The 21,650-nt window shown below is 63.5% G+C and carries 17 protein-coding genes and 1 other RNA gene; 9 read left to right on the top strand and 9 right to left on the bottom strand.

Annotation, left to right across the window (positions count from 1 at the left end):
- Window positions 1-25: 25 nt before the first annotated feature.
- From pheA to gyrA, 4 genes are all read right to left on the bottom strand, one after another.
- Window positions 26-1,108 (bottom strand): prephenate dehydratase, encoded by a 1,083-nt coding sequence (gene pheA / locus ACEN42_RS04410; RefSeq protein ID WP_371880734.1) that lies wholly within the window; start codon window positions 1,106-1,108, stop codon window positions 26-28.
- A gap of 40 nt (window positions 1,109-1,148) precedes the next feature.
- Window positions 1,149-2,231, bottom strand: a complete 1,083-nt coding sequence (gene serC, locus ACEN42_RS04405) for a 3-phosphoserine/phosphohydroxythreonine transaminase (protein WP_371880733.1) — start codon at window positions 2,229-2,231, stop codon at window positions 1,149-1,151.
- A gap of 194 nt (window positions 2,232-2,425) precedes the next feature.
- Window positions 2,426-3,040, bottom strand: coding sequence for a DUF2059 domain-containing protein (locus ACEN42_RS04400; RefSeq protein WP_187606125.1), 615 nt, complete (start codon window positions 3,038-3,040; stop codon window positions 2,426-2,428).
- 161 nt (window positions 3,041-3,201) lie between these two features.
- Window positions 3,202-5,847, bottom strand: coding sequence for a DNA gyrase subunit A (gene gyrA, locus ACEN42_RS04395; RefSeq protein WP_371880732.1), 2,646 nt, complete (start codon window positions 5,845-5,847; stop codon window positions 3,202-3,204).
- A 694-nt stretch (window positions 5,848-6,541) separates the two neighbouring features.
- Between gyrA and ompA the strand changes: the two genes are divergently transcribed.
- From ompA to ssrA, 4 genes are all read left to right on the top strand, one after another.
- Window positions 6,542-7,204, top strand: coding sequence for an outer membrane protein OmpA (gene ompA, locus ACEN42_RS04390; protein ID WP_035503193.1), 663 nt, complete (start codon window positions 6,542-6,544; stop codon window positions 7,202-7,204).
- A gap of 191 nt (window positions 7,205-7,395) precedes the next feature.
- Window positions 7,396-8,094: a bifunctional 2-polyprenyl-6-hydroxyphenol methylase/3-demethylubiquinol 3-O-methyltransferase UbiG gene (gene ubiG / locus ACEN42_RS04385; protein WP_371880731.1), complete on the top strand. Its 699-nt coding sequence runs from the start codon at window positions 7,396-7,398 to the stop codon at window positions 8,092-8,094.
- Window positions 8,095-8,098: 4 nt separating this feature from the next.
- Window positions 8,099-8,863, top strand: a complete 765-nt coding sequence (gene gph, locus ACEN42_RS04380) for a phosphoglycolate phosphatase (RefSeq protein WP_051626909.1) — start codon at window positions 8,099-8,101, stop codon at window positions 8,861-8,863.
- 81 nt (window positions 8,864-8,944) lie between these two features.
- Window positions 8,945-9,302: a transfer-messenger RNA gene (ssrA, locus tag ACEN42_RS04375) on the top strand.
- A 274-nt stretch (window positions 9,303-9,576) separates the two neighbouring features.
- On the opposite strand, the gene ACEN42_RS04370 is transcribed toward ssrA, so the two are convergent.
- Window positions 9,577-9,846 (bottom strand): hypothetical protein, encoded by a 270-nt coding sequence (locus ACEN42_RS04370; RefSeq protein WP_035503189.1) that lies wholly within the window; start codon window positions 9,844-9,846, stop codon window positions 9,577-9,579.
- Between the two features lie 143 nt (window positions 9,847-9,989).
- Window positions 9,990-11,060, bottom strand: coding sequence for a substrate-binding domain-containing protein (locus tag ACEN42_RS04365; RefSeq protein ID WP_035503187.1), 1,071 nt, complete (start codon window positions 11,058-11,060; stop codon window positions 9,990-9,992).
- A 128-nt stretch (window positions 11,061-11,188) separates the two neighbouring features.
- On the opposite strand from ACEN42_RS04365, the gene ACEN42_RS04360 reads away from it, so the two are divergent.
- Genes ACEN42_RS04360 through ACEN42_RS04345 form a run of 4 tightly spaced genes read left to right on the top strand, consistent with a single transcriptional unit; the run spans window position 11,189 to window position 16,416 of the window.
- The gene (locus tag ACEN42_RS04360; protein WP_035503185.1) at window positions 11,189-11,677 is read left to right on the top strand and encodes an NAD(P)H-dependent oxidoreductase subunit E; all 489 of its coding nucleotides are present in this window, start codon (window positions 11,189-11,191) and stop codon (window positions 11,675-11,677) included.
- The gene (locus tag ACEN42_RS04355; RefSeq protein WP_371880730.1) at window positions 11,674-13,230 is read left to right on the top strand and encodes a formate dehydrogenase beta subunit; all 1,557 of its coding nucleotides are present in this window, start codon (window positions 11,674-11,676) and stop codon (window positions 13,228-13,230) included. Before ACEN42_RS04360 ends, ACEN42_RS04355 begins: the two co-directional genes overlap by 4 nt.
- A gap of 15 nt (window positions 13,231-13,245) precedes the next feature.
- Entirely contained in the window at window positions 13,246-16,167 is a 2,922-nt protein-coding gene (gene fdhF, locus ACEN42_RS04350) for a formate dehydrogenase subunit alpha (protein WP_371880729.1), read from the top strand.
- Between the two features lie 3 nt (window positions 16,168-16,170).
- Complete coding sequence (locus ACEN42_RS04345) at window positions 16,171-16,416, top strand: formate dehydrogenase subunit delta (RefSeq protein ID WP_187605861.1); 246 nt, start codon at window positions 16,171-16,173, stop codon at window positions 16,414-16,416.
- Window positions 16,417-16,460: 44 nt separating this feature from the next.
- On the opposite strand, the gene ACEN42_RS04340 is transcribed toward ACEN42_RS04345, so the two are convergent.
- The 3 genes from ACEN42_RS04340 to ACEN42_RS04330 form a co-directional block, all read right to left on the bottom strand.
- Window positions 16,461-18,197, bottom strand: a complete 1,737-nt coding sequence (locus ACEN42_RS04340; protein ID WP_250483927.1) for an FAD-dependent monooxygenase — start codon at window positions 18,195-18,197, stop codon at window positions 16,461-16,463.
- An 80-nt stretch (window positions 18,198-18,277) separates the two neighbouring features.
- A complete protein-coding gene (locus ACEN42_RS04335; protein ID WP_371880728.1) occupies window positions 18,278-19,282 on the bottom strand; it encodes a cation diffusion facilitator family transporter in 1,005 nt (334 codons plus the stop codon).
- 25 nt (window positions 19,283-19,307) lie between these two features.
- Window positions 19,308-19,667: an ArsR/SmtB family transcription factor gene (locus ACEN42_RS04330; RefSeq protein ID WP_371880727.1), complete on the bottom strand. Its 360-nt coding sequence runs from the start codon at window positions 19,665-19,667 to the stop codon at window positions 19,308-19,310.
- Between the two features lie 123 nt (window positions 19,668-19,790).
- Between ACEN42_RS04330 and ACEN42_RS04325 the strand changes: the two genes are divergently transcribed.
- A complete protein-coding gene (locus tag ACEN42_RS04325) occupies window positions 19,791-21,650 on the top strand; it encodes a tetratricopeptide repeat protein (RefSeq protein ID WP_371880726.1) in 1,860 nt (619 codons plus the stop codon).

Genomic DNA, 21,650 nt, shown 5'->3' with positions numbered 1-21,650 from the left:
ATTCATCGCAGCGGCGATGAGCCAATCAGCGCGCCCGCGGATATGAGCCGAGGATTTTCAGGAACGCGGACTTGCGCCCCAGTTCCTCCAGCGCGCCGGCCACGGCGGCATCGTCGCGATGGCCTTCGATGTCGATATAAAAGTAGTACTCCCACGCGCCGGAGCGCGCCGGGCGCGATTCGAAGCGCGTCATCGAAACGCCGTGCTTGGCAAGCGGCTCCAGCAGCTTGTACATCGCGCCGGACTCGTTCTCCACCGTGACGATGAGTGACGTCTGATCGTGGCCGCTCGAATCCGTCGGCTGCTTGCCGACGATCACGAAACGCGTGCGATTGTGCGGATCGTCCTGGATCATCGAGAACACAACGCCAAGGCCGTAATGCGTCGCGGCGCGATCGCCTGCGATGGCCGCGACCGTCGGATCATCGACCGCCATGCGCGCGGCCTCCGCGTTGCTCGACACCGCCTGCCGCTCCAGATGCGGCGCGTTCGCGCTCAGCCAGCGCTGACACTGCGCAAGCGCCTGCGGATGCGCGCATACGCGCTTCACGCCATCGAGCGTGCCGGACGCCGTCATCAAATTGTGATGGATCGGCAGTGCAAGCTCGCCGCCGATCAGAAGCGACGTCTGCAACAGCAAATCCAGCGTGCGCGACACCGCGCCTTCCGCCGAATTCTCGACCGGCACGACGCCGTACTGCGCCGCGCCCGCTTCGACGGCACGAAACACTTCGTCGATCGATGGACACGGCACGCCTTGAATCGAATGCCCGAAGTATTCGAACATCGCCTGTTCGCTGTACGTGCCGACGGGACCCAGGAACGCCGCGCTGATGGTCTGTTCGAGCGCGCGGCTCGCGGCCATGATCTCGCGCCAGATCGACGCGATGTGCTCATCGGCGAGCGGCCCGTCGCTCATTTCCTGCAGTCGCGCGATGACCTGCATCTCGCGCTCCGGGCGAAACACGGGCGCATTGAAATGCTTCTTCACTTCGCCGACTTCCAGCGCGACCGATGCGCGCTGATTCAACAGCGCGATGAGCTGCGCGTCGAGCACATCGATGCGCTCGCGCAGCGGTTTGAGTCTTGAATTGAGATCGTCGTCCATGCGGTGCTTGAGCTTGTGCGGTTGAGTGAGCGTCGCGCCGTTAAGCGCTCGTGCGCTCGAATTCCTTCATGTAATCGACGAGAGCGTTGACTCCCTCGATCGGCACCGCGTTGTAGATCGATGCCCGCATGCCGCCGACGGACTTGTGGCCCTTCAGTTGCAACAGCCCGCGCGCCTTCGCGCCGGCCAGGAAATCGGTATTGCGCGATTCGTCGGCAAGGAAGAACGGCACGTTCATGCGCGAACGGTTCTGACGCTCGACCTTGTTGACGTAGAAATCGCTGGAATCGATGGTGTCGTACAGCAGCTTCGCCTTTTCGACGTTGCGCGCCTCGATCGCTTCCAGGCCGCCCTGCTTCTTCAGCCACTTGAAGACGAGGCCCGCGATATAGATCGCGTAGGTCGGCGGCGTGTTGTACATCGAGTTGTTTTCCGCGACGATCTTCCACTCGAACGCGGACGGACAGATGGGCAGCGCGCGGTCGAGCAGGTCTTCACGCACGATCACGACGGTTACGCCCGCCATGCCGATGTTCTTCTGCGCGCCGCCGAAGAGCACGCCGTACTTGGCGATGTCCATCGGGCGCGACAGGATGTGCGAGGACGCATCGGCGACGAGCGGAATGTCGCCCAGGTCGGGAATCTCGAAGGCTTCGACGCCGTCGATGGTTTCGTTCGAGCACAGATGCACATAGGCCGGATCGTCCGACAGCTTCCATTCGCTGAAGGCCGGAACGCGCGTGAAACCTTCTTCCGTCTTGCCGTTGGCCGCGAGATGCGGCGTGCCGTATTTCTGCGCTTCCTTGAACGATTTCGTCGACCACGAACCGGTCACGACGAAGTCGGCGGTCTGCTTGTTGCCGAGCAGGTTCATCGGCACGATCGCGTTTTCGCCGATGCCGCCGCCCTGCAGAAAAAGGATCCGATGCGACGCGGGCACCTTCAGCAGATCGCGCAGGTCGGTGAGCGCAGCCTCGTGGATCGACATGAATTCCGTACCGCGGTGGCTCATTTCCATCACGCTCATGCCACTGCCTTGCCAGTCGAGCATTTCATCGGCGGCTTGCCTCAGAACTTCTTCTGGCATGGCGGCGGGGCCGGCGGAGAAATTGAACACGCGCATCTGGAGATCCCGGAAATACGATTTGCAGACGCGGATGAATGGCGGATCAAACGAAGGCCGCGTTCTCACGTCCAAAAAGAAATGGCTGTTTGCGCGTCTTGCGCAAACAGCCATTATCGCACTGTCCTGAAAACCCGCCAATGCAAGGGACGGCAAGCGCCGTCCTGCGGATTCCGGTCAGACCGAGGCCGCGCTTACTTGGCGCTCGGCTTGACGCTCGCCACTTCCTGATCGGCTTGCGTACGCGTTGCCTTGATGGCTTGCGGCATGTACTTCTGCATCAGGCCGTTCACGACGTCGCGGCCAACCTGGTCCTGAACCTGGATGAACTTGCGGCCGGTCGGGCTCTTGTAGAAGTTGGTCAGATCCTTGATCTCGTCGGTCGAGTAGTACTTCGCGTACGCGTCGTACTGAGCCTGCATCGCGTCCTTGCGGAATGCGTCCGTTGCGAAGACCTGGCCAGCGGAATCGACCAGCTTCGGCACTGCATTCTTTTGCAGCGACGGAACAGCGGCTTGCTTCTGCTTGTCGTTCAGCGTCTTGTTCTCGGAGAGCGCGTCCGAGAGGATCGCCGGCACGAGTTGCTTCGATTGCATCTGTGCGCTGTTACCGATCGCGCCGACCAGCTTCTGCGCATCGATCGCGTCGAGCAGGTCCTTGATCGCGGCTTGCTTGGCCGGATCAACCGGTGCTGCTGCGGCCGCCGGTGCGGCCGACTGTGCGGGCGCCTGGTTCTGAAGCGACTGAGCCATCGCGATAGTCGGCACGAAAGCGGCCAGCAACATCCACTGCTTGAAACGTCCTTGCATCATTACTCCCTGTAAAAAATATCCAGTTCAGCACTGGCGACGAGCTTTTGCCCGTTTTCCGACGCCGGCCTCGCCTGACGTCGATAACGAACTCACGTCGCGCAGCTTAACTAATCCGAGCTTTCAAAAGCGATAACGAGAGACCCGCGACACAAAAAATATCAGGCGCTTTCTCCGCCTTCATCATTTTCCGCGTCTCCGGGCTTGGCGGCAGAGTCGTCCGAACCGGCGTCTGCCTCGAGTTCGGCCTCGGCTTCCGCCTCGGCGATATGCTGCAGTCCCGACAACTTCGTTCCCTCGTCAAGGCTGATGAGTGTAACACCTTGAGTTGCACGGCCCATTTCGCGGATTTCGGAAACACGCGTGCGGATAAGCACGCCCGAAGTCGTGATCAGCATGATCTCGCTCTCCGGCTCGACGAGCGTCGCGGCGACGACCCGGCCGTTGCGCTCCGATGTCTGGATCGCGATCATGCCCTTCGTGCCGCGGCCGTGACGCGTGTACTCGTTGATCGGCGTGCGCTTGCCGTAGCCGTTCTCGGTAGCCGTAAGCACCGACTGATTCTCGCCGCCCGCGACCAGCATCGCGATGACCTGCTGCCCGTCTTCCAGTTGCATGCCCCGCACGCCGCGTGCCTCCCGGCCCATCGCGCGGACGTCGTTCTCGTCGAAACGTACGGCCTTGCCCGCGTCCGAGAACAGCATCACGTCATGCTCGCCATCGGTGATCGCCGCGCCGATGAGGTAGTCGCCGTCATCCAGACCGACCGCGATGATGCCCTTCTTCATCGGACGGCTGAATGCTTCGAGCGGCGTCTTCTTGACAGTGCCGAGCGCGGTCGTCATGAACACGTACTTGTCCGCCGAAAATTCCTTGATCGGCAGCACGACGTTGATCTTCTCGCCGTCTTGCAGCGGGAACATGTTGACGATCGGACGGCCGCGCGAATTGCGCGAGCCCTGCGGCACTTCGTACACCTTGATCCAGTACACGCGGCCGCGGTTCGAGAAGCACAGCATGTGATCGTGCGTGTTCGCGATGAAGAGCGTGTCGATCCAGTCGTCTTCCTTCATCTGCGTCGCCTGCTTGCCGCGCCCGCCGCGCTTCTGCGCGCGGTATTCGGAAAGCGGCTGCGACTTCACGTAGCCCGAGTGCGACATGGTCACGACCATGTCCGTCGGCGTGATCAGGTCTTCGGTGTTGAGCTCCGTCGCGTTCATTTCGATGCGCGAGCGGCGGTCGTCGCCGAATTCGGCGCGGATCTGGCCCAGCTCATCGACGATGATCTGGCGGATACGCTCCGGCCGCGCGAGGATGTCGAGCAGATCGGCGATCTGCGCCATCACCTCGCGATATTCGCCGACGATCTTGTCCTGCTCGAGCCCGGTCAGGCGCTGCAGGCGCATCTGCAGAATTTCCTGCGCCTGGACATCCGACAATTTATACAGGCCGTCTTCCTGGAGACCATATGCCGGATTCAGCCCTTCCGGACGATAGGCGACGCGGCCGCCCGAAGCCTCGGTCTCGGTGCGCGTGAGCATTTCGCGCACGAGCGACGAGTCCCACGGACGCGCCATCAACTCCTGTTTCGCGATCGGCGGCGTCGGCGCGGCCTTGATGATCGCAATGAAGTCGTCGATGTTCGCGAGCGCGACGGCGAGACCTTCGAGCACGTGCCCGCGATCGCGCGCCTTGCGCAGTTCGTATACAGTGCGCCGCGTCAGCACTTCCCGTCGATGCGACAGGAAGCACTCGATCATCTCCTTCAGATTCAGCAGCTTGGGCTGGCCGTCGACGAGCGCGACCATGTTCATGCCGAAGGTGTCCTGAAGCTGCGTCTGCTTGTACAGATTGTTCAGGATGACTTCCGGCACTTCCCCGCGCTTCAGTTCGATCACGACACGCATGCCGCTCTTGTCGGACTCGTCGCGGATGTCGGAAATGCCTTCCAGCTTCTTCTCGTTGACGAGTTCGGCGATGCGCTCGAGCAGCGTGCGCTTGTTCACCTGATACGGAATCTCGTCGACGATGATCGCCTGACGCTGACCGCGATCGATCTCTTCGAAGTGCGTGGCCGCGCGCATCACGACGCGACCGCGCCCGGTGCGGTAACCGTCGCGCACGCCCGCGACGCCGTAGATGATGCCGGCCGTCGGGAAGTCCGGCGCCGGCACGATCTCGATCAGCTCGTCGACGGTGGCCTCGGGCGTGTTCAGCAGATGCAGACAGGCGTCGACGATTTCGCGCAGGTTGTGCGGCGGAATGTTCGTCGCCATGCCGACCGCGATGCCGGCCGAGCCATTGATCAGCAGATTGGGAATGCGCGCCGGGAGAACGAGCGGCTCGCTTTCGCTGCCATCGTAGTTCGGACCGAAGTCGACGGTTTCCTTGTCGATGTCGGCCAGCAACTCGTGGCCGATCTTCGCCATGCGGATTTCGGTGTAACGCATCGCCGCGGCGTTGTCGCCGTCGACCGAACCGAAGTTGCCCTGGCCGTCCACCAGCATGTAGCGCAGCGAGAACGGCTGCGCCATGCGAACGATCGTCTCGTAAACGGACGCGTCGCCGTGAGGATGGTATTTACCGATGACATCGCCGACGATACGCGCCGATTTCTTGTACGCGCGATTCCAGTCGTTGTTCAGCTCGTGCATCGAGTAGAGCGCCCGACGATGCACCGGCTTCAAGCCATCGCGGACATCGGGAAGCGCGCGCCCGACGATCACGCTCATCGCGTAATCGAGATACGAGCGGCGCATTTCCTCCTCAAGGGAGATTGGCAGAGTCTCTTTGGCGAATTGATCCATTATCCGTGTCTTGAACTTTGCAGCGGCGACACGGCAGCGCGCGCGGTGATTTCGCGGACTCGCCCGCCGGCCGCGCGACATGTGCCGGCGTGGCGCGTAGCCGACGTACGCTGCGCGCTGCATATGCAGCGCATGCCTTTTTATGCGTGCGAACGCAGCGCATCAGGAGATTCTACCATGCGCGACATTTGTGCCCGGACGCACGCTGTATACATACAGTGTGTGTCGAGCGCGAAACCGGAATGCGCAGCGAGAATTCGCAATGTGCAATGCTGTACCAATTACTTACAAAAACCGGGGAACGCATTCCGTCAATTCGACATGTGCGCGGGCTATCATGCCGCCTCGTCGTTTTGCCAGACGCAAAAACACCGACGATAAAAACTCGCAGGAAATCGCTCTCGGGCACGCAATGTGCGCACGTTTCGCGCCTTCTTCAGCCTTGACCGTCTCCTGTCCCTTTCTTGTTGCGCATGCACCACATAAGGTTGCGGGCGTACAGCGTGCGGGGATATTTTTATCGTTGCAAGGGAACGATATGGCAAAATGCCAACGCACAAACTTAGACATTGCTCGAAGTCTATACAGCGCGTTTTGTTCCGTAGGGAATGTTATACTTCGAGCAATGTATGACTTGTCTTCGTCTACAGGCTCGCAGTAAACCTGCGGTAATCTCAATTTCGAGAGGAGAAATATGAATAAACTTTCAAAGCTCGCGTTCATTGCAGCTACCGCAGTTATGGCTGCATCGGCCTCGGCACAGTCGGTGCCGGCCTCGCGACAAGCTGTGAACGACAACTGGGTGAACGGCACGGGCGAGTATGTGTGGATGAACGGCACGAACGAACTGTGCTGGCGCGACGCATTCTGGACCCCGGCTACGGCAAACGCAAAGTGCGATGGCGCGCTGGTCGCGCAAGCACCGACGCCGCCGGCACCGGTCGCTCCGCCGCCCCCGGTCATCCAGAGCCAGAAGGTCACCTATCAGGCTGACGCTCTGTTCGACTTCGACAAGGCAGTCCTGAAGCCGGCTGGTAAGGAAAAGCTTGACGATCTGGCATCGAAGATCGGCGCGCTGAACCTCGAAGTCGTGGTTGCAACGGGTTACACCGACCGCATCGGTTCGGACAAGTACAACGATCGTCTGTCGCTGCGCCGTGCGCAAGCTGTGAAGGCTTACCTGGTCAGCAAGGGCATCGAAGCCAACCGTATCTACACGGAAGGCAAGGGCAAGCGCGACCCGGTCACGGGCAACAGCTGCCAGCAGAAGAATCGCAAGCAACTCATCGCCTGCCTCGCGCCGGATCGTCGCGTGCAGATCGAAGTTGTCGGCACGACGCGTCAGCCGCAACAGTAATCGCGAGTTGGATTGCCGCAGATCAAACCCCCGCCTCGGCGGGGGTTTTTTTATGCCTGAAGCCTTTTGGGCATTCGCTTAATGAGCCGCCGATTCGGGTAGGCTTCATCTATCCCGCATTTTGCCCGCCCATTGCGGCGCCTATATACTCGGTCCTAATCGATTCACGACTCAAAAAGGCACTTCCGAACATGACCAATGTCGATCCCCACGAACTGCAGAAATTCAGCGAGCTCGCGCATCGCTGGTGGGACCCGAACGCCGAGTTCAAGCCGCTGCATGAACTGAACCCGGTACGGCTCGACTGGATCGATACGCACGCGCATCTGATGAGCAAGCGTGTTCTCGATATCGGCTGCGGCGGCGGCATTCTGTCCGAGTCTATGGCCACGCGCGGCGCGAACGTGAAAGGCATCGATCTGTCGTCGAGCGCGCTTGGGGTCGCAGATCTGCATAGTCTCGAAAGCGGTGTCGAAGTCGCGTACGAAGAGATCTCGGCTGAAGCACTCGCTGCGCGCGAGCCCGGTTCGTATGACGTCGTGACCTGCATGGAGATGCTCGAACACGTGCCGAATCCCGCGGGCACCGTCGCCGCGTGCGCCGCGCTGGTGAAGCCGGGCGGCTGGGTGTTTTTCTCCACGCTGAATCGCAACGCGAAGGCGTACCTCTTTGCCGTGATCGGCGCGGAATACATCGCGCGCATGCTGCCGCGAGGCACGCACGATTACGCGCGCTTCATCAAGCCGTCGGAGCTGGCCACGTTCGCGCGCGCGGCGTCGCTTTTGACGGTCGACATCAAAGGCATCACGTATCGGCCGATCTCAAAGCATTTCGGCCTGTCAAACGACACGAGCATCAACTACATGATGGCTTGCCGCCGCGAAGCCTGACGCCATGATCAACGACGATCCCTTGTCCACGGGCACCATCGATACCAAGCCCCTGCCCGAAGAAACGACTCCCCTGCCCCAGCGCCTGGCCGAGGGCGATGGTCTCGGGTTGTGCCAGGCCGTGCTGTTCGATCTCGACGGCACCATCGCCGACACCGCGCCCGATCTCGTCGCCGCGGTGAACAAGATGCGGCACGACCGCGGCCTCGAGATGCGGCCGCTCGAAACGCTGCGGCCCTATGCGTCGGCGGGGGCGCGCGGACTGCTCGGCGGCGCGTTCGAGATCGGGCCCGAGCACCACGATTTCGCCGCGATGCGCGACGAATTTCTCGCGAACTACGAGGCCGATCTGTGCATCGAGACGACGCTGTTTCCGGGCATCGCGGAGATACTCGATCAACTGGATGCGCGCGGCGTGCGATGGGGCATCGTCACGAACAAGGCAACGCGCTTCGCCGCGCCGCTCGTCGGCTTGCTGGGGCTGGATACGCGCGCCGGCTGCCTCGTCTGCGGTGACACCACGCCGCATTCGAAGCCGCACCCCGCGCCGCTCCTGCATGCGGCGGAATTGCTGGATGTCGCGCCGGAGCGCATCGTCTATGTCGGCGATGATCTGCGCGACGTGCAGGCGGGGTTTGCCGCGGGCATGATCACCGTGGCGGCCGCCTACGGCTATTGCGGCGACGACATTCCGCCACGTCGCTGGCACGCCAATCACGTGGTCGATTCGACGGAAGAACTTCAGCACTTGTTGCGCGACATCGCTTGAGTGGCGAGGCGAAACAGGCGGCTTGAAAACTGCGCCGTTCGCCTCACATCGTGTTTCGTGGGATAATCCTTATTCCGTTTCGGGGGCGACCTGGTTTCGACAGGGGTTGTGAAGCGGTCAGGGCATACCGAGGACCCGTCACCTCGTTAATCAATGGGAAAATCGTAACTGCAAACGACGATACGTTCGCACTGGCAGCCTAAGGGCCGCCGTCCTCTCACTAATTCGCTGACGGGTTAGGGTAGCAATGCCACGAGAGGTCATATACGTCAGATAAGCCTTTGCGGCGTCACGACGCCAAGGTCGAAAAATTAGTGAATCGCCGTAACGCAGCGTGTTCGTCCGCGTCGTTATGGTTAAATCAAAAGACAGAACTAAGTATGTAGAACTGTTCGTAGAGCGCTTCTGGACGCGGGTTCGATTCCCGCCGCCTCCACCAGAACACCCGCTAAAAACCCGCGATTGCGCAAGCATCGCGGGTTTTTCTTTGCCGGCGAGAAGACGAAAAAAACCCCGCGCGAGGCGGGGCAAACATCCTTGAGAGACGTAGCTCGGACAGAGACGACCTCCGCTACGCCCGAGAGAATAAGCGGCGACAGGTATCGGCCGAATCGGAGCGGTCCTAATACCGTTGCCTTGTGTCAGTTAACAACCGTTTCGACGCGTGCGCCTTCGGCAGCGGCCAAAGACGCCTCGGGGCGGCGTGAGACCACTCAGTTCGTCCCATCCTTCGGACACTTCAAATTGCAGCCGTTAGGATCGCCGTCGTCGCCACGACGGCGCATCGCCGATTTGCCTTTCTGATACTTATCCGACGGCGCCGACGCCGCGAACTGCATCTGCGGATGCGCATTGAAGCGGAATTCGTCTTGCAGGACCCCGCCCGGCATGCCCGGGGAATTCTGCGCAAAGGCGACTGGAACCAGATACGCCGCGCCAGCGATGAGCGCGGCGGAGGAACAAGCAAGCAACGAGAGTTTCATGGCGGTATATCGCGCGGAGAATCGCGCTCAGAGCAGTAAAGTCGACAGCAAGCCGTTAGGTTAACCCAATTCGCCGCCGGCGGCAGTTTTATGCCCGCCCCGCTCTCTTACCGCGCGTTTCCGGTGCGCCTCACGCGCTTACTTCACCCGCGCAAGCCTTCGTCGACATCGACGAGCGAGCCGCAATGCGCCGGATCATAGCCTTCAAGATGAGCGACGCTGTCGGTGAACCCCGGGCTGCGCAAGATGCGCAACACGGAGGCAAGCCGCGCCTCGTCGAGCCGCGCGCGTTCGCAAGCGAAGAAGTAGTCCTCGTCGATGATCGGTATGAAATCGAGTGCAAAGTGCTGCGCCGCCGGTTGCACGCCGAAGCCGAGATCGGCCATGCCGCTGGCGACGAACGCGGCGATCGCCGAATGCGTCAGTTCGGTCGTCGCATAGCCATTGATCTGGTCCGGATCGACGCCCACGCGACGCAACGACAAATCGAGCAGCATGCGCGTGCCCGAACCCGGCTGGCGATTGACGAAGCGCACGTCGCTGCGCGCGAGATCGCGCAAACCTGAGATGCCCTTTGGATTGCCTTTGGGCAGAAAAAGACCCTGCGTGCGGCGCGTGAGCCGTATCAGTTGATGCTTGTTTCGGTCCAGATACGGCCGATAGATCTCCGCGCACGTCGAGCGGAATTCGCCGATCGGCAAATGGAACCCCGCCAGTTCGCATTCGCCGCGTGCGAGCGCACTCACCGCCTCGGCGCTCTCCCGATACTTGATATCGACCGGCACGCGCTGATCGCCGAGCGCGCGCACGAGCGTCGCGACCGCATAACCATGCGACGCGTGAATTCGCACCTGCGTGATGCCGCCCGCGAGGCGCCGGTTCAACTCAACGGCGACATCGTTCGCCACCGCCTGCAGCGGCGCTTCGAGCCGCTCGCCGCAAACCCGTTGCGCACGCAAAACCGATTCGCCTAGTTCGGAAAGCACCGAGCCGCGCCCGCGCGATTTCGTGATGAGCGCGCCGCCAAGCCGCGCTTCGATTTCGCGCAACAAACCCCACGCATGCCGATAGGACAAACCCTTAGCGTTCGCGGCATTCGCGATGCTGCCCGTCTGTGCGACGAGCTGTAAAAGCGGCACAACCGCGCTGAGACTGGTTTCCCGGCCATCGGCGTCCCGCAGGACCAATTCGGCCCGGCATTCGACGTCCACCATATGCACTCCCCCATCCTATTGCCAAGATATATCACGACGCCTATTGTTCTTATACAGGCTCGGCACCCGTAATTATATCGACGTAAATATGTACCGACAAAACATATGCCGAGTGTTGGAGGAGCCCCATGACACATCCGCAGCTTTCCGCCGCTGCATCCGCTGAACTCGTCCGTCGCCACGCGGTACAGGACGCGACGTTGATGACCATTCTTCACGCCATCCAGGACGAAGTCGGCTACGTGCCCGAGACGGCCATCGCGCCGCTCGCGCAGGCGCTATCGCTGTCGCGCGCAGAAGTCCACGGTGTGATCACCTACTATCATCACTTCCGTTCCGCCCCGCCCGCCCGCGTGACCGTGCAGCTCTGCCGCGCGGAAGCGTGCCGCAGCATGGGCACGGAAGCGTTGAAGGACCACATCGAAGGACACACGGGTTGCCGCTTCGACAGCGGTCATGCCGAAGACACCGAGCTCGAATCCGTGTTCTGCCTCGGTCAATGCGCGCTGTCTCCGTCGATGATGATCAACGGTGAATTGCACGCGCGCGTGACACCGGCGAAGTTCGACCGCCTGTACGCCGCGGCGCAAACGAAGGTCGCGGAGGTGACGGCATGACGCGCATTTACGTTCCCATCGATTCCGCCGCGCTCGCGCTGGGCGCGCAGGGCGTCGCTGAAACCATCGCGAGCGAAGCGGAAAAGCGCGGCATCGACGTGCAACTCGTGCGCAACGGTTCGCGCGGGCTTTTCTATCTCGAACCGCTCGTCGAAGTCGAGACGGCGGATGGGCGCATCGGCTATTCGAACGTCGAAGCCGACGATGTCGCCGCGCTCTTCGATGCCGGCTTTCACGAGGGCAAGGCGCACGAGAAGAACGTCGGCGTCGTCGACGAGATTCCGTATCTCAAGAACCAGCAGCGCCTGACGTTCGCGCGCATCGGCATCACGGACCCGCTGTCCATCGACGATTACACCGCGCTCGGCGGCCTCGAAGGATTGCGCCAGGTGCTCGACATGAACGGCGACGCCGTCTGCCAGGCGCTGCTCGATTCCGGCCTGCGCGGTCGCGGCGGCGCGGCGTTTCCCGCGGGCATCAAGTGGAAGACGGTGCGCGGCGCGTATGCGGATCAGAAGTACATCGTCTGCAATGCAGACGAAGGCGACTCCGGCACGTTCTCCGACCGCCTCGTCATGGAAAGCGATCCGTACATGCTGATCGAAGGCATGATCATCGCGGGCGTGGCGGTGGGCGCGACCAAGGGCTACATCTACGTGCGCAGCGAGTATCCGCATTCGATCGCGACGCTCAATCGCGCGATCGACAAAGCGCGCGACGCGGGCTGGCTCGGCGCGAGCGTGCTCGGCACGTCGCATGCATTCGAGCTGTATGTCGCGAAGGGCGCGGGCGCGTATGTGTGCGGCGAAGAAACCGCGCTGCTCGAATCGCTCGAAGGCAAGCGCGGCATCGTGCGCGCGAAGCCGCCGGTGCCGGCGCTCACCGGCCTGTACGGGAAGCCGACGGTCATCAACAACGTCATCACGCTCGCGACCGTGCCGATCATCTTCGCGAAGGGCGCGGCCTTCTATCGCGACTTCGGCATGGGCCGCTCGCGCGGCACGCTGCCTTTCCAGATCGCGGGCAATGTGAAGCAAGGCGGGCTCGTCGAACTGGCGTTCGGCGTGACGCTGCGCGAACTGCTCTACACCTACGGCGACGGCACCGCGAGCGGCCGTCCGGCGCGCGCGGTGCAAGTGGGCGGGCCGCTCGGCACGTATCTGCCGGAAAGCCAGTGGGACATTCCGCTCGACTACGAGGAATATGCGAAGGTCGGCGCGGTGGTCGGGCACGGCGGACTCGTGGTTCACGACGACACCTCGAACCTCGCCGAACTCGCGCAATACGCGATGCACTTCTGCGCGCTCGAATCGTGCGGCAAGTGCACGCCGTGCCGCATCGGCTCGACGCGCGGCGAGGAAGTCATCGCGAAGATTCGTGAAGGCGATACGTCGGTGAAGCAAATCACGCTTCTGCGCGAGTTGTGCGACACGATGGTGTCGGGCTCGCTCTGCGCGATGGGCGGCATGACGCCGTTCCCGGTGATGTCCGCGCTCGATCACTTCCCCGAGGACTTCGGGCTGCCCCGCACGCCTGCACAGAAAGCGGCATAGAACAAGGAGACGACAATGTCCAACACCATCAACGGCTGCGGTTCCGGCAACTGCGCGTGCAAGAGCGCGGCGTCGGTGCAGCGCCGCGATCCGCTCGACGAAACCGACTACGGCACGCCGCTGCGTCACGCCGATATCGACGTGACGCTGGAAATCGACGGCGAATCCGTCACGGTGCCCGCGGGCACATCGGTGATGCGCGCCGCGATCGAAGCCGGCGTCAACGTGCCGAAACTCTGCGCGACGGATTCTCTGGAGCCGTGGGGTTCGTGCCGTCTGTGCCTCGTCGAGATCGAGGGCAAGCGCGGTTATCCGGCCTCGTGCACGACGCCTGTCGAAGCGGGCATGAAAGTGCGCACGCAGACCGACAAGCTGCAGTCGCTGCGCCGCAACGTGATGGAGCTTTATATCTCCGATCACCCGCTCGATTGCCTCACCTGCCCCGCCAATGGCGATTGCGAATTGCAGGACATGGCGGGCGTCGTCGGCTTGCGTGAAGTGCGCTACGGCTATGAAGGCGCGAACCATCTGAAAGACAAGAAGGACGAGTCGAATCCGTACTTCACCTACGATCCGTCGAAGTGCATCGTCTGCAATCGATGCGTGCGCGCCTGCGAGGAAACGCAGGGCACGTTCGCGCTGACGATCGCCGGACGCGGCTTCGAATCGCGCGTCGCGGCAAGCGAGAACGTGCCGTTCATGGAGTCGGAATGCGTGTCGTGCGGCGCTTGCGTCGCTGCGTGCCCGACCGCGACGCTGCAAGAGAAGACCGTCATCATGCTCGGCCAGGCCGAACACTCGGCCATCACGACGTGCGCGTATTGCGGCGTCGGCTGTTCGCTGAAGGCGGAGATGAAGGGCAACACCGTCGTGCGCATGACGCCGAACAAGAACGGCCAGGCGAACGAAGGTCATGCTTGCGTGAAGGGCCGCTTCGCATGGGGTTACGCGACGCACAAGGATCGCATCAAGAAGCCGATGATCCGCGCGAAGATCACCGACCCGTGGCGCGAAGTGTCGTGGGACGAAGCGCTCACCTATGCAGCAAGCGAATTCCGCCGCATCCAGGACAAGTACGGCCGCGATTCGATCGGCGGCATCACGTCGTCGCGCTGCACGAACGAAGAGACGTACCTCGTGCAGAAGCTCGTGCGCGCGGCGTTCGGCAACAACAATGTCGATACCTGCGCGCGTGTCTGCCACTCGCCGACGGGTTACGGCCTCAAGGCGACGCTCGGCGAATCGGCGGGCACGCAGACGTTCGCATCGGTCGAGCAATCGGACGTGATCATCGTGATGGGCGCGAATCCGACCGACGGCCATCCGGTCTTCGGCTCGCGTCTGAAGCGCCGCGTGCGTGAAGGCGCGAAGCTGATCGTGATCGATCCGCGCCGCATCGATATCGTCGATACGCCGCACGTGAAAGCGCAATATCACCTGCAATTGCGCCCGGGCACGAACGTCGCGATGGTCAACTCGCTCGCGCACGTGATCGTCACGGAAGGCTTGCTGAAGGAAGATTTCATCGCCGAACGCTGCGAGGAGCGCGCGTTCGGGCAGTGGCGCGATTTCGTCGCGAAGGAAGAGAACTCGCCCGAGGCGATGGAAGCCGTCACCGGCGTGCCCGCGCAACAGGTCCGCGAAGCCGCGCGCATCTATGCGCTGGGCGGCAACGGCGCGATCTATTACGGCCTCGGCGTGACCGAGCACGCGCAAGGCTCGACCACCGTGATGGGCATCGCGAACCTGGCGATGGCGACGGGCAATGTCGGCCGCGAAGGCGTCGGCGTGAATCCGCTGCGCGGCCAGAACAACGTGCAGGGTTCGTGCGACATGGGCTCGTTCCCGCACGAACTGCCGGGCTATCGGCATATCGGCGACGCGGCAACGCGCGCGCTCTTCGAAGAAGCGTGGGACGTGAAGCTTCAGCCGGAGCCGGGTCTGCGCATCCCGAACATGTTCGATGCCGCGATGCACGGCACGTTCATGGGCCTTTACTGCCAGGGCGAGGACATCGTCCAGTCGGACCCGAACACGCAGCACGTGGCGGATGCGTTGTCGTCGATGGAATGCATCGTCGTGCAGGACATCTTCCTAAACGAAACGGCGAAGTACGCGCACGTTCTCCTGCCCGGCTCGACCTTCCTCGAAAAGGACGGCACCTTCACCAACGCCGAACGCCGCATCTCGCGCGTGCGCAAGGTGATGCCGCCGCTGCCGGGCCTCTCCGACTGGGAAGTGACGATCAAGCTCTCTCGCGCGCTCGGCTACGAGATGAACTACGCGAACCCGTCCGAAATCATGGACGAGATCGCGCGTCTCACGCCGACCTTCCACGGCGTCTCGTACGAGCGGCTGGACGAGCTCGGCAGCATTCAGTGGCCGTGCAACGAGAAAGCGCCGGACGGCACGCCGACGATGCACATCGACGAATTCGTGCGCGGCAAGGGACGCTTCGTCATCACGAAGTTCATCGCGACGCCGGAGAAAGTCACGCGCAAGTATCCGCTGCTGCTCACGACCGGGCGCATCCTGTCGCAGTACAACGTCGGCGCGCAGACGCGGCGCACCGAAAACTCGCAATGGCACGACGAGGACCGCCTGGAGATTCATCCGGTCGACGCGGAAGATCGCGGCATCAAGCAGGACGACTGGGTCGGCATCGAATCGCGCGCCGGGCAGACGGTGTTGCGCGCGAAGATTTCCGAGCGCATGCAGCCGGGCGTCGTCTATACGACGTTCCACTTCCCGGAATCGGGCGCGAACGTCATCACGACGGACTCTTCCGACTGGGCGACCAACTGTCCGGAGTACAAGGTGACGGCGGTGCAGGTGATGCCGGTGGAACAGCCGTCGCAATGGCAGAAGGAGTACTCGCGCTTCAACACGCAGCAGCTCGAGTTGCTCAATCTCGCCACGACCACTTCAGGAAAATAAGAAATGGACGTCGATAACCTGATCGAGATGGCGAACCGCATCGGCGAATTCTTCGATTCGATGCCGGACCGCGCCGAAGCCATCGACAGCATCGCGGATCACATTCGCCGCTTCTGGGAACCGCGCATGCGGCTCGCGATTCTCGCCGCGCTCGACGATCCGGAGGCGAGCGCATCGATGGAGCCGATCCTGCGCGAGGCGCTCAATCTGCACAAGGCGGATCTGCAGCCGAAGACAGCGACCGCCTGACGTCGTTCACGAAACGGACCCAAGCCCTGCACCGCAGGGCTTTTTTAATCCTCGCGATATTCGCGTTCCGGCTGCCGCTCGGTGCTCGTGTCCTGCGCGCCGAACCACGTCTCGCAGTGACGCAGCAGCCCATGCACATCCGATGGCGCCCGTCCGCGCGCGGCGATATAGCCATCGGGACGCACGAGATAGAACGCCGGACGCGTGCGGCCGTAGTTGTCGGTGAGCGAATTCGCGCCCTCGCCGCGCGTATCGGTGATGCGCCAGACGCGCACCGCGTTCGGCATGATGTTTTCGAGGGCTTTCACGAAGCCGTCGAGGTCCGGGTCGCGCATCGCGTGCGCGACGGTGATGGTCGCGGGCGCAAGCGCGATGTCGTCCTCGCCCGACGGATTCAGAAGCAGAAAGAGCGAGAAGCAACCGGGATCGTGCAGATCGTAGAGACAGCCGACGCCGGGCAGCCGTCCGAGCGGCCCGTCGATGACATGCACGCGTGCATCGGGCGCGCGCTCGCCCGCTCGTGGACCGCCATCGAGCAGACGCTCCAGCGTGAGCGGGCTCTTGCGATAGTTGATCGACAGTTCGCTCACCGTGCGCCGCATCGCGTCGCGCAATGGGCCGATCGCGGCGAGAGCGGGCATCACATGCTCGCGCATCAGCTTCATCGGGCCGTGCTCGGCGCCGGCCATCTGCGTGAGCATGCTCGTCTGTCGCAGCACGTCGCGCTCGATCGGATGCCGCTCCGTGTGATAGCTGTCGAGCAGCCGCTCGGGCGCGCCGCCCGCGAGCATGCGCGCGATTTTCCAGCCGAGATTGAACGCCTCCTGAATGCCGGTGTTCATGCCCTGCGCGCCAGCCGGACTATGCACGTGCGCCGAATCGCCCGCGAGAAACACGCGCTCCATGCGCAGCTTGTCGACCATGCGGCTGTTCAGGTGAAAGTACGACGACCACGTCAGGTTCGACAGCGCGATCTTGTGATGCACGCGCCGCTCGACGAGCGCGCGGCATTCATCGAGCGTCGGGCCGGCTTTCGTTCCAGCCGCGTTGACGGCATTCGCGGCTGGCGCCGGCATGTCCGCGATCAGGCGCGCGCGGTCGCCGCCCATCGGGAAGAGCGCGGCGAGGCCCTCGCCCGACGCGAAGATATGAAATTCGTCGTCGGGCCAGTCGGAGTCGGCCTGGAGATCGGCGAGCAGATACGTTTGATCGAACGTCTTGCCGTCGAAACCGATGCCCAGCCGATGCCGCACGAAACTGTGCGCGCCGTCCGCCGCGATCAGATACGAAGGCCGCAGGAGTTCATCACGTCCGTTCGGATGACGCAGCCTCGCCTGCAAGCCTGCCGATCCTTGCGAGACATCGACCACTTCGACGCCGCGCTCGACATCGACATGTTGAGTCGCCAGATGCTCCGCGAGCAAGCGTTCGGTTTGCGACTGCTCAAGAAAGAGCAGATACGGATAACGCGTCTGCAAAGGATCGAAGTCGAGGCGCGCGAGGCGCTGCCCGTTCGAATAGAGATTCGCGACGCGCGCGCGATGGCCGAGTTCGAGAAACGACTTGACCACGCGATGCTGCTCGAAGAGTTCGAGCGTGCGCGCCTGAATGCCGATCGCGCGTGAATACGGCGACGGCTCGCGCGCCTTGTCGACGAGCCTGACCGGGATGTGCGCGCGAGAGAGACTCATCGCGGCGGCGAGGCCCGTCGGACCGGCGCCTACGATCAGAACGGGCGCCACATCCAGCTTGTCGTTCGGATTCAGCTTTGGCGCGAACATGCAGTCCTCCCCCAAACGTCACGGCGTCTAGTGTACGCCCGTACCCTCCGCTTTTAGCATGCGCGCCGGCCGCACCGGACTCAGTGCGCGTGCCCGCGTTCGCTGAGCACGCACGCGTGGCAGGCCTCGCCGAACTCCACCTGCACGGTGGCATGATGCATCGAATATTCGCGGCGCAGCGTGGTGACGACGCCCTGCACGAAGGCATCGCCGGGATGGCCCTCGGGTATCACGAGATGGACCGTGAGCGCGTTTTCGGTCGTCGAGAGCGCCCACACGTGCAGGTCGTGCACATCGCTTACGCCGGGCAGTTGCTTCAGATATTGCTCGACGCGCGGCATGTCGACCGAAGACGGAACGGCGGCCATCGCGAGGCGCATCGCGTCGCGCCCGAGGCCCCACGTGCCGTAGACGATCACCGACACGACGATCAGGCTCATCAAAGGATCGAGCCAGCTCGCGCCCGTGAACAGGATGATGAGACCGCTGACCGCGACGGCGGCGGAGATGGCTGCATCGGCGGCCATATGCAGGAAGGCGCCGCGCACGTTGAGGTCTTCCTTGCTGCCGCGCATGAAGAGCCACGCGGAGAAGCCGTTCACGATCATGCCGAGCGTCGCGACGATGAACACGTCGAGCCCCGCGACGGGCGCCGGATTGAGCAGGCGCTGAATCGCTTCGAGCACGATCGCGCCGCACGCGAAGAGCAGCAGCGCCGCGTTGGCGAGCGACGCCAGGATCGACGAACTGCCCATGCCGAACGTATAGCGCGAGTTGGGCTGGCGCTTGCCGAGCCACACGGCGCCCCATGCGAGCAGGAGGCCGAGCACGTCGGAGAGGTTGTGGCCGGCATCGGCGAGCAGCGCGGTCGAATGCGCGAGAAAGCCGTAGACAGCCTGAACGATCACGATCACCACGTTCAGGCCGACCGCAAGCGCGAACGTTCGGCCCTGCCCTTCCTGCGGCGCGCCGTGGTGATGATGACCATGCCCGCCGTGGCCGTGCGAATGCCCGTGCTCGTGACTGTGCGCGTGGCCTTCGTGGCCTTCGTGACGTTCGTGTTCTGCGTGCTGATGCGTGCTCATGGGCGTACTCGCGATTCGGTGGCGGTCATTCGATGTCGGGGGCGTCGGCTTGCGGTTCCGCGATGTGCTCCAGCAGCTCGCCCAGCATCGCGCTGATGTGACGGTCCGCCGCCACGTAGAACACCTGCTTGCCCTGGCGCTCGGCCCGCACGATGCGCGCCGCGCGCAGGAGCCGCAGGTGATGGCTCACGAGTGACGCCGACAGCCCGAGCAGCTCCGCGATCGCACCGACCGCGCGCCGCTGTTCGACGCACGCAAGCACGATGCGCAGGCGCGTCGGGTCGCCGAGCAGGCGGAACAGGTCGGCGAGCGGCACGACGCGGTCATCGGACGTGATCGGACTGGCGGTGGTGGACGGATCGGAAGCCACAGTCGTCGCTAACATATGAATAGGTGTTCACATGTTAAGTGCCATTGCCGCAACATGTCAACCGCGCTTCTCCGGAAGAGCGGCGCCGGTGTGGGAAAATGCGGGGTTTGCTTTTCCCGGCCAGAAGTCTTCCCCGTCATGGACACCGTATTCGCCCGCGGTTTCGCGGCCCATCGCGATGGCCGCCTGACCGACGCGGAGCGCGACTATCAGGCCGCGCTCACCGCCGAACCTCGTCACGTCGACGCGCTGCACTACCTCGGCGTGCTGCGCCATCAACAGGGGCAGCACGCCGAGGCGGCCGAGCTCGTGGGCCGCGCCGTCGACCTGCGTCCGGGCGATGCCGGCCTGCAGCTCAACCTCGGCAACGCGCTGAAGGCGCTCGGCCGCCTCGACGACGCGATCGAGCGCTTTCGCAACGCGCTGACGCTCGCGCCGGGCTTTCCGCTCGCCCAGTACAACCTCGGCAACGCCTACACGGCGGCCGGCCGCCACGAAGACGCCGCCGATGCCTTCGAGAAGGCCTTGCGCCTGCAGCCCAACGATCCGGCCGCATGGAATAACTTCGGCAACGCGCTCTCCGCGCTTCGCCGCTTCAAGGACGCCGCGCACGCGTTCAAGCGCACGCTCGCGCTGCGCCCGCGCCATGCCGGCGCGCACAACAATCTCGGCATGGCGCTCAACGCGCTCGGCGATACGCTCGGCGCGATCTCGCACTTTCGCGCCGCGCTCGAGGCCGAACCGAACTACGTCGCCGCGCATTTCAATCTCGGCAACCTGCTCGATACGAACGGCCATCCCGAGGACGCGCTGCCGGTGCTGCGAAAGGCCGTCGCGTTGCAGCCGCATTTCGCGCCGGGATACTTCGGGCTCGCTCACGCGCTCGCCAAGCTCGGCCGTCACGACGAAGCCGTGCCGCATTTCGAACGCGCGGTCGGACTCGATCCAAAATATGGCGTCGCGTGGCTCTGCCTCGGCAATGCGCATCTGGCGCTCGGCGCACATCGCGCGGCGCTGCGCGCGTTCGATGAGGCATTGCGCATCGATCCTTCGATGCCCGCCGCGCATCTGAACCGCGCGCTCGCCCTGCTCACGACCGGCGACTACGCACGCGGTCTGCCTGCCTACGAATGGCGTCTACAGACGCCCGGAAGCGAACCCGCGCCGCGCCTGCCGCGCTGGAATGGCGAGCCGATGCCGGGCCGCACGCTGCTCGTGCGCGCCGAGCAGGGTTTCGGCGACACCTTGCAGTTCGCGCGCTTCGTGCCGTTCGCCGCGAAGCTCGTCGGCAAGCTGGTGCTCGAAGTGCAGCCCGCGCTCGTGCCGCTGCTCGCACCGGCCGCGCAAGCCGCGCGTGTCGAGCTGAAGAGCAAGTCGGACGGCGTCCCGACGCACGCGGACGCTTACTGCCCGCTGCTCAGCCTGCCGCTCGCACTCGGCATGACCTCGCCCGAAGCGATTCCGGCGCGCGCGCCCTATCTCGTCGTGCCCGCCGATTACCGGCGCAAGTGGCGCGGCTCGATCGGCGGCCAGGAACGGCGCAAGATCGGCATCGCGTGGTCCGGGCGGATGCAGCCAGGCGAGACGCGCTCGGTGCCTGTTAACGAGCTTGCGCCGCTCTTCGCGCTCGAAGACGTCGACTGGATCGTGCTCCAGCCGTTCATCACCGGCCGCGAGCGTGACATGTTGCGCGCGCATCCGAACGCGAGGTCGATTCACACGCTGGACGGCCGCCTCGATAATTTCGCCGATACGGGCGCGATCGTCGATCGGCTGGACGCCGTCGTCTCCGTGGATACGTCCGTCGCGCACCTCGCCGGCGCGCTCGGCAAGCCGCTCTGGGTGATGCTGCCTTTCGCCGCCGACTGGCGCTGGGGCGTCGACACCGCCGACAACGCGTGGTATCCGCAGGCGCGGCTCGTGCGACAGCGCGCGCCGGGCCGATGGCGCGACGTCATCGAGGCTACGGCAGCGGCGCTGGCTTTGCTGCCCGCATAA

Origin of the sequence: Caballeronia sp. S22, from assembly GCF_964261745.1 — a bacterium.
GTDB lineage: Bacteria > Pseudomonadota > Gammaproteobacteria > Burkholderiales > Burkholderiaceae > Caballeronia > Caballeronia jiangsuensis.
Note: the sequence above shows the minus strand (reverse complement) of the source record. Positions and strands in the feature narration are given on the sequence as shown.

Coding starts and splice junctions, on each gene's coding strand:
- pheA (WP_371880734.1), bottom strand. CDS start 1,108: ATGGACGACGATCTCAATTCAAGACTCAAACCGCTGCGCGAGCGCATC.
- ubiG (WP_371880731.1), top strand. CDS start 7,396: ATGACCAATGTCGATCCCCACGAACTGCAGAAATTCAGCGAGCTCGCG.
- ACEN42_RS04325 (WP_371880726.1), top strand. CDS start 19,791: ATGGACACCGTATTCGCCCGCGGTTTCGCGGCCCATCGCGATGGCCGC.
- ACEN42_RS04340 (WP_250483927.1), bottom strand. CDS start 18,197: ATGTTCGCGCCAAAGCTGAATCCGAACGACAAGCTGGATGTGGCGCCC.
- ACEN42_RS04365 (WP_035503187.1), bottom strand. CDS start 11,060: ATGGTGGACGTCGAATGCCGGGCCGAATTGGTCCTGCGGGACGCCGAT.
- ACEN42_RS04355 (WP_371880730.1), top strand. CDS start 11,674: ATGACGCGCATTTACGTTCCCATCGATTCCGCCGCGCTCGCGCTGGGC.
- ompA (WP_035503193.1), top strand. CDS start 6,542: ATGAATAAACTTTCAAAGCTCGCGTTCATTGCAGCTACCGCAGTTATG.
- ACEN42_RS04335 (WP_371880728.1), bottom strand. CDS start 19,282: ATGAGCACGCATCAGCACGCAGAACACGAACGTCACGAAGGCCACGAA.
- gyrA (WP_371880732.1), bottom strand. CDS start 5,847: ATGGATCAATTCGCCAAAGAGACTCTGCCAATCTCCCTTGAGGAGGAA.
- ACEN42_RS04400 (WP_187606125.1), bottom strand. CDS start 3,040: ATGCAAGGACGTTTCAAGCAGTGGATGTTGCTGGCCGCTTTCGTGCCG.
- ACEN42_RS04360 (WP_035503185.1), top strand. CDS start 11,189: ATGACACATCCGCAGCTTTCCGCCGCTGCATCCGCTGAACTCGTCCGT.
- serC (WP_371880733.1), bottom strand. CDS start 2,231: ATGCGCGTGTTCAATTTCTCCGCCGGCCCCGCCGCCATGCCAGAAGAA.
- ACEN42_RS04370 (WP_035503189.1), bottom strand. CDS start 9,846: ATGAAACTCTCGTTGCTTGCTTGTTCCTCCGCCGCGCTCATCGCTGGC.
- ACEN42_RS04330 (WP_371880727.1), bottom strand. CDS start 19,667: ATGTTAGCGACGACTGTGGCTTCCGATCCGTCCACCACCGCCAGTCCG.
- fdhF (WP_371880729.1), top strand. CDS start 13,246: ATGTCCAACACCATCAACGGCTGCGGTTCCGGCAACTGCGCGTGCAAG.
- ACEN42_RS04345 (WP_187605861.1), top strand. CDS start 16,171: ATGGACGTCGATAACCTGATCGAGATGGCGAACCGCATCGGCGAATTC.
- gph (WP_051626909.1), top strand. CDS start 8,099: ATGATCAACGACGATCCCTTGTCCACGGGCACCATCGATACCAAGCCC.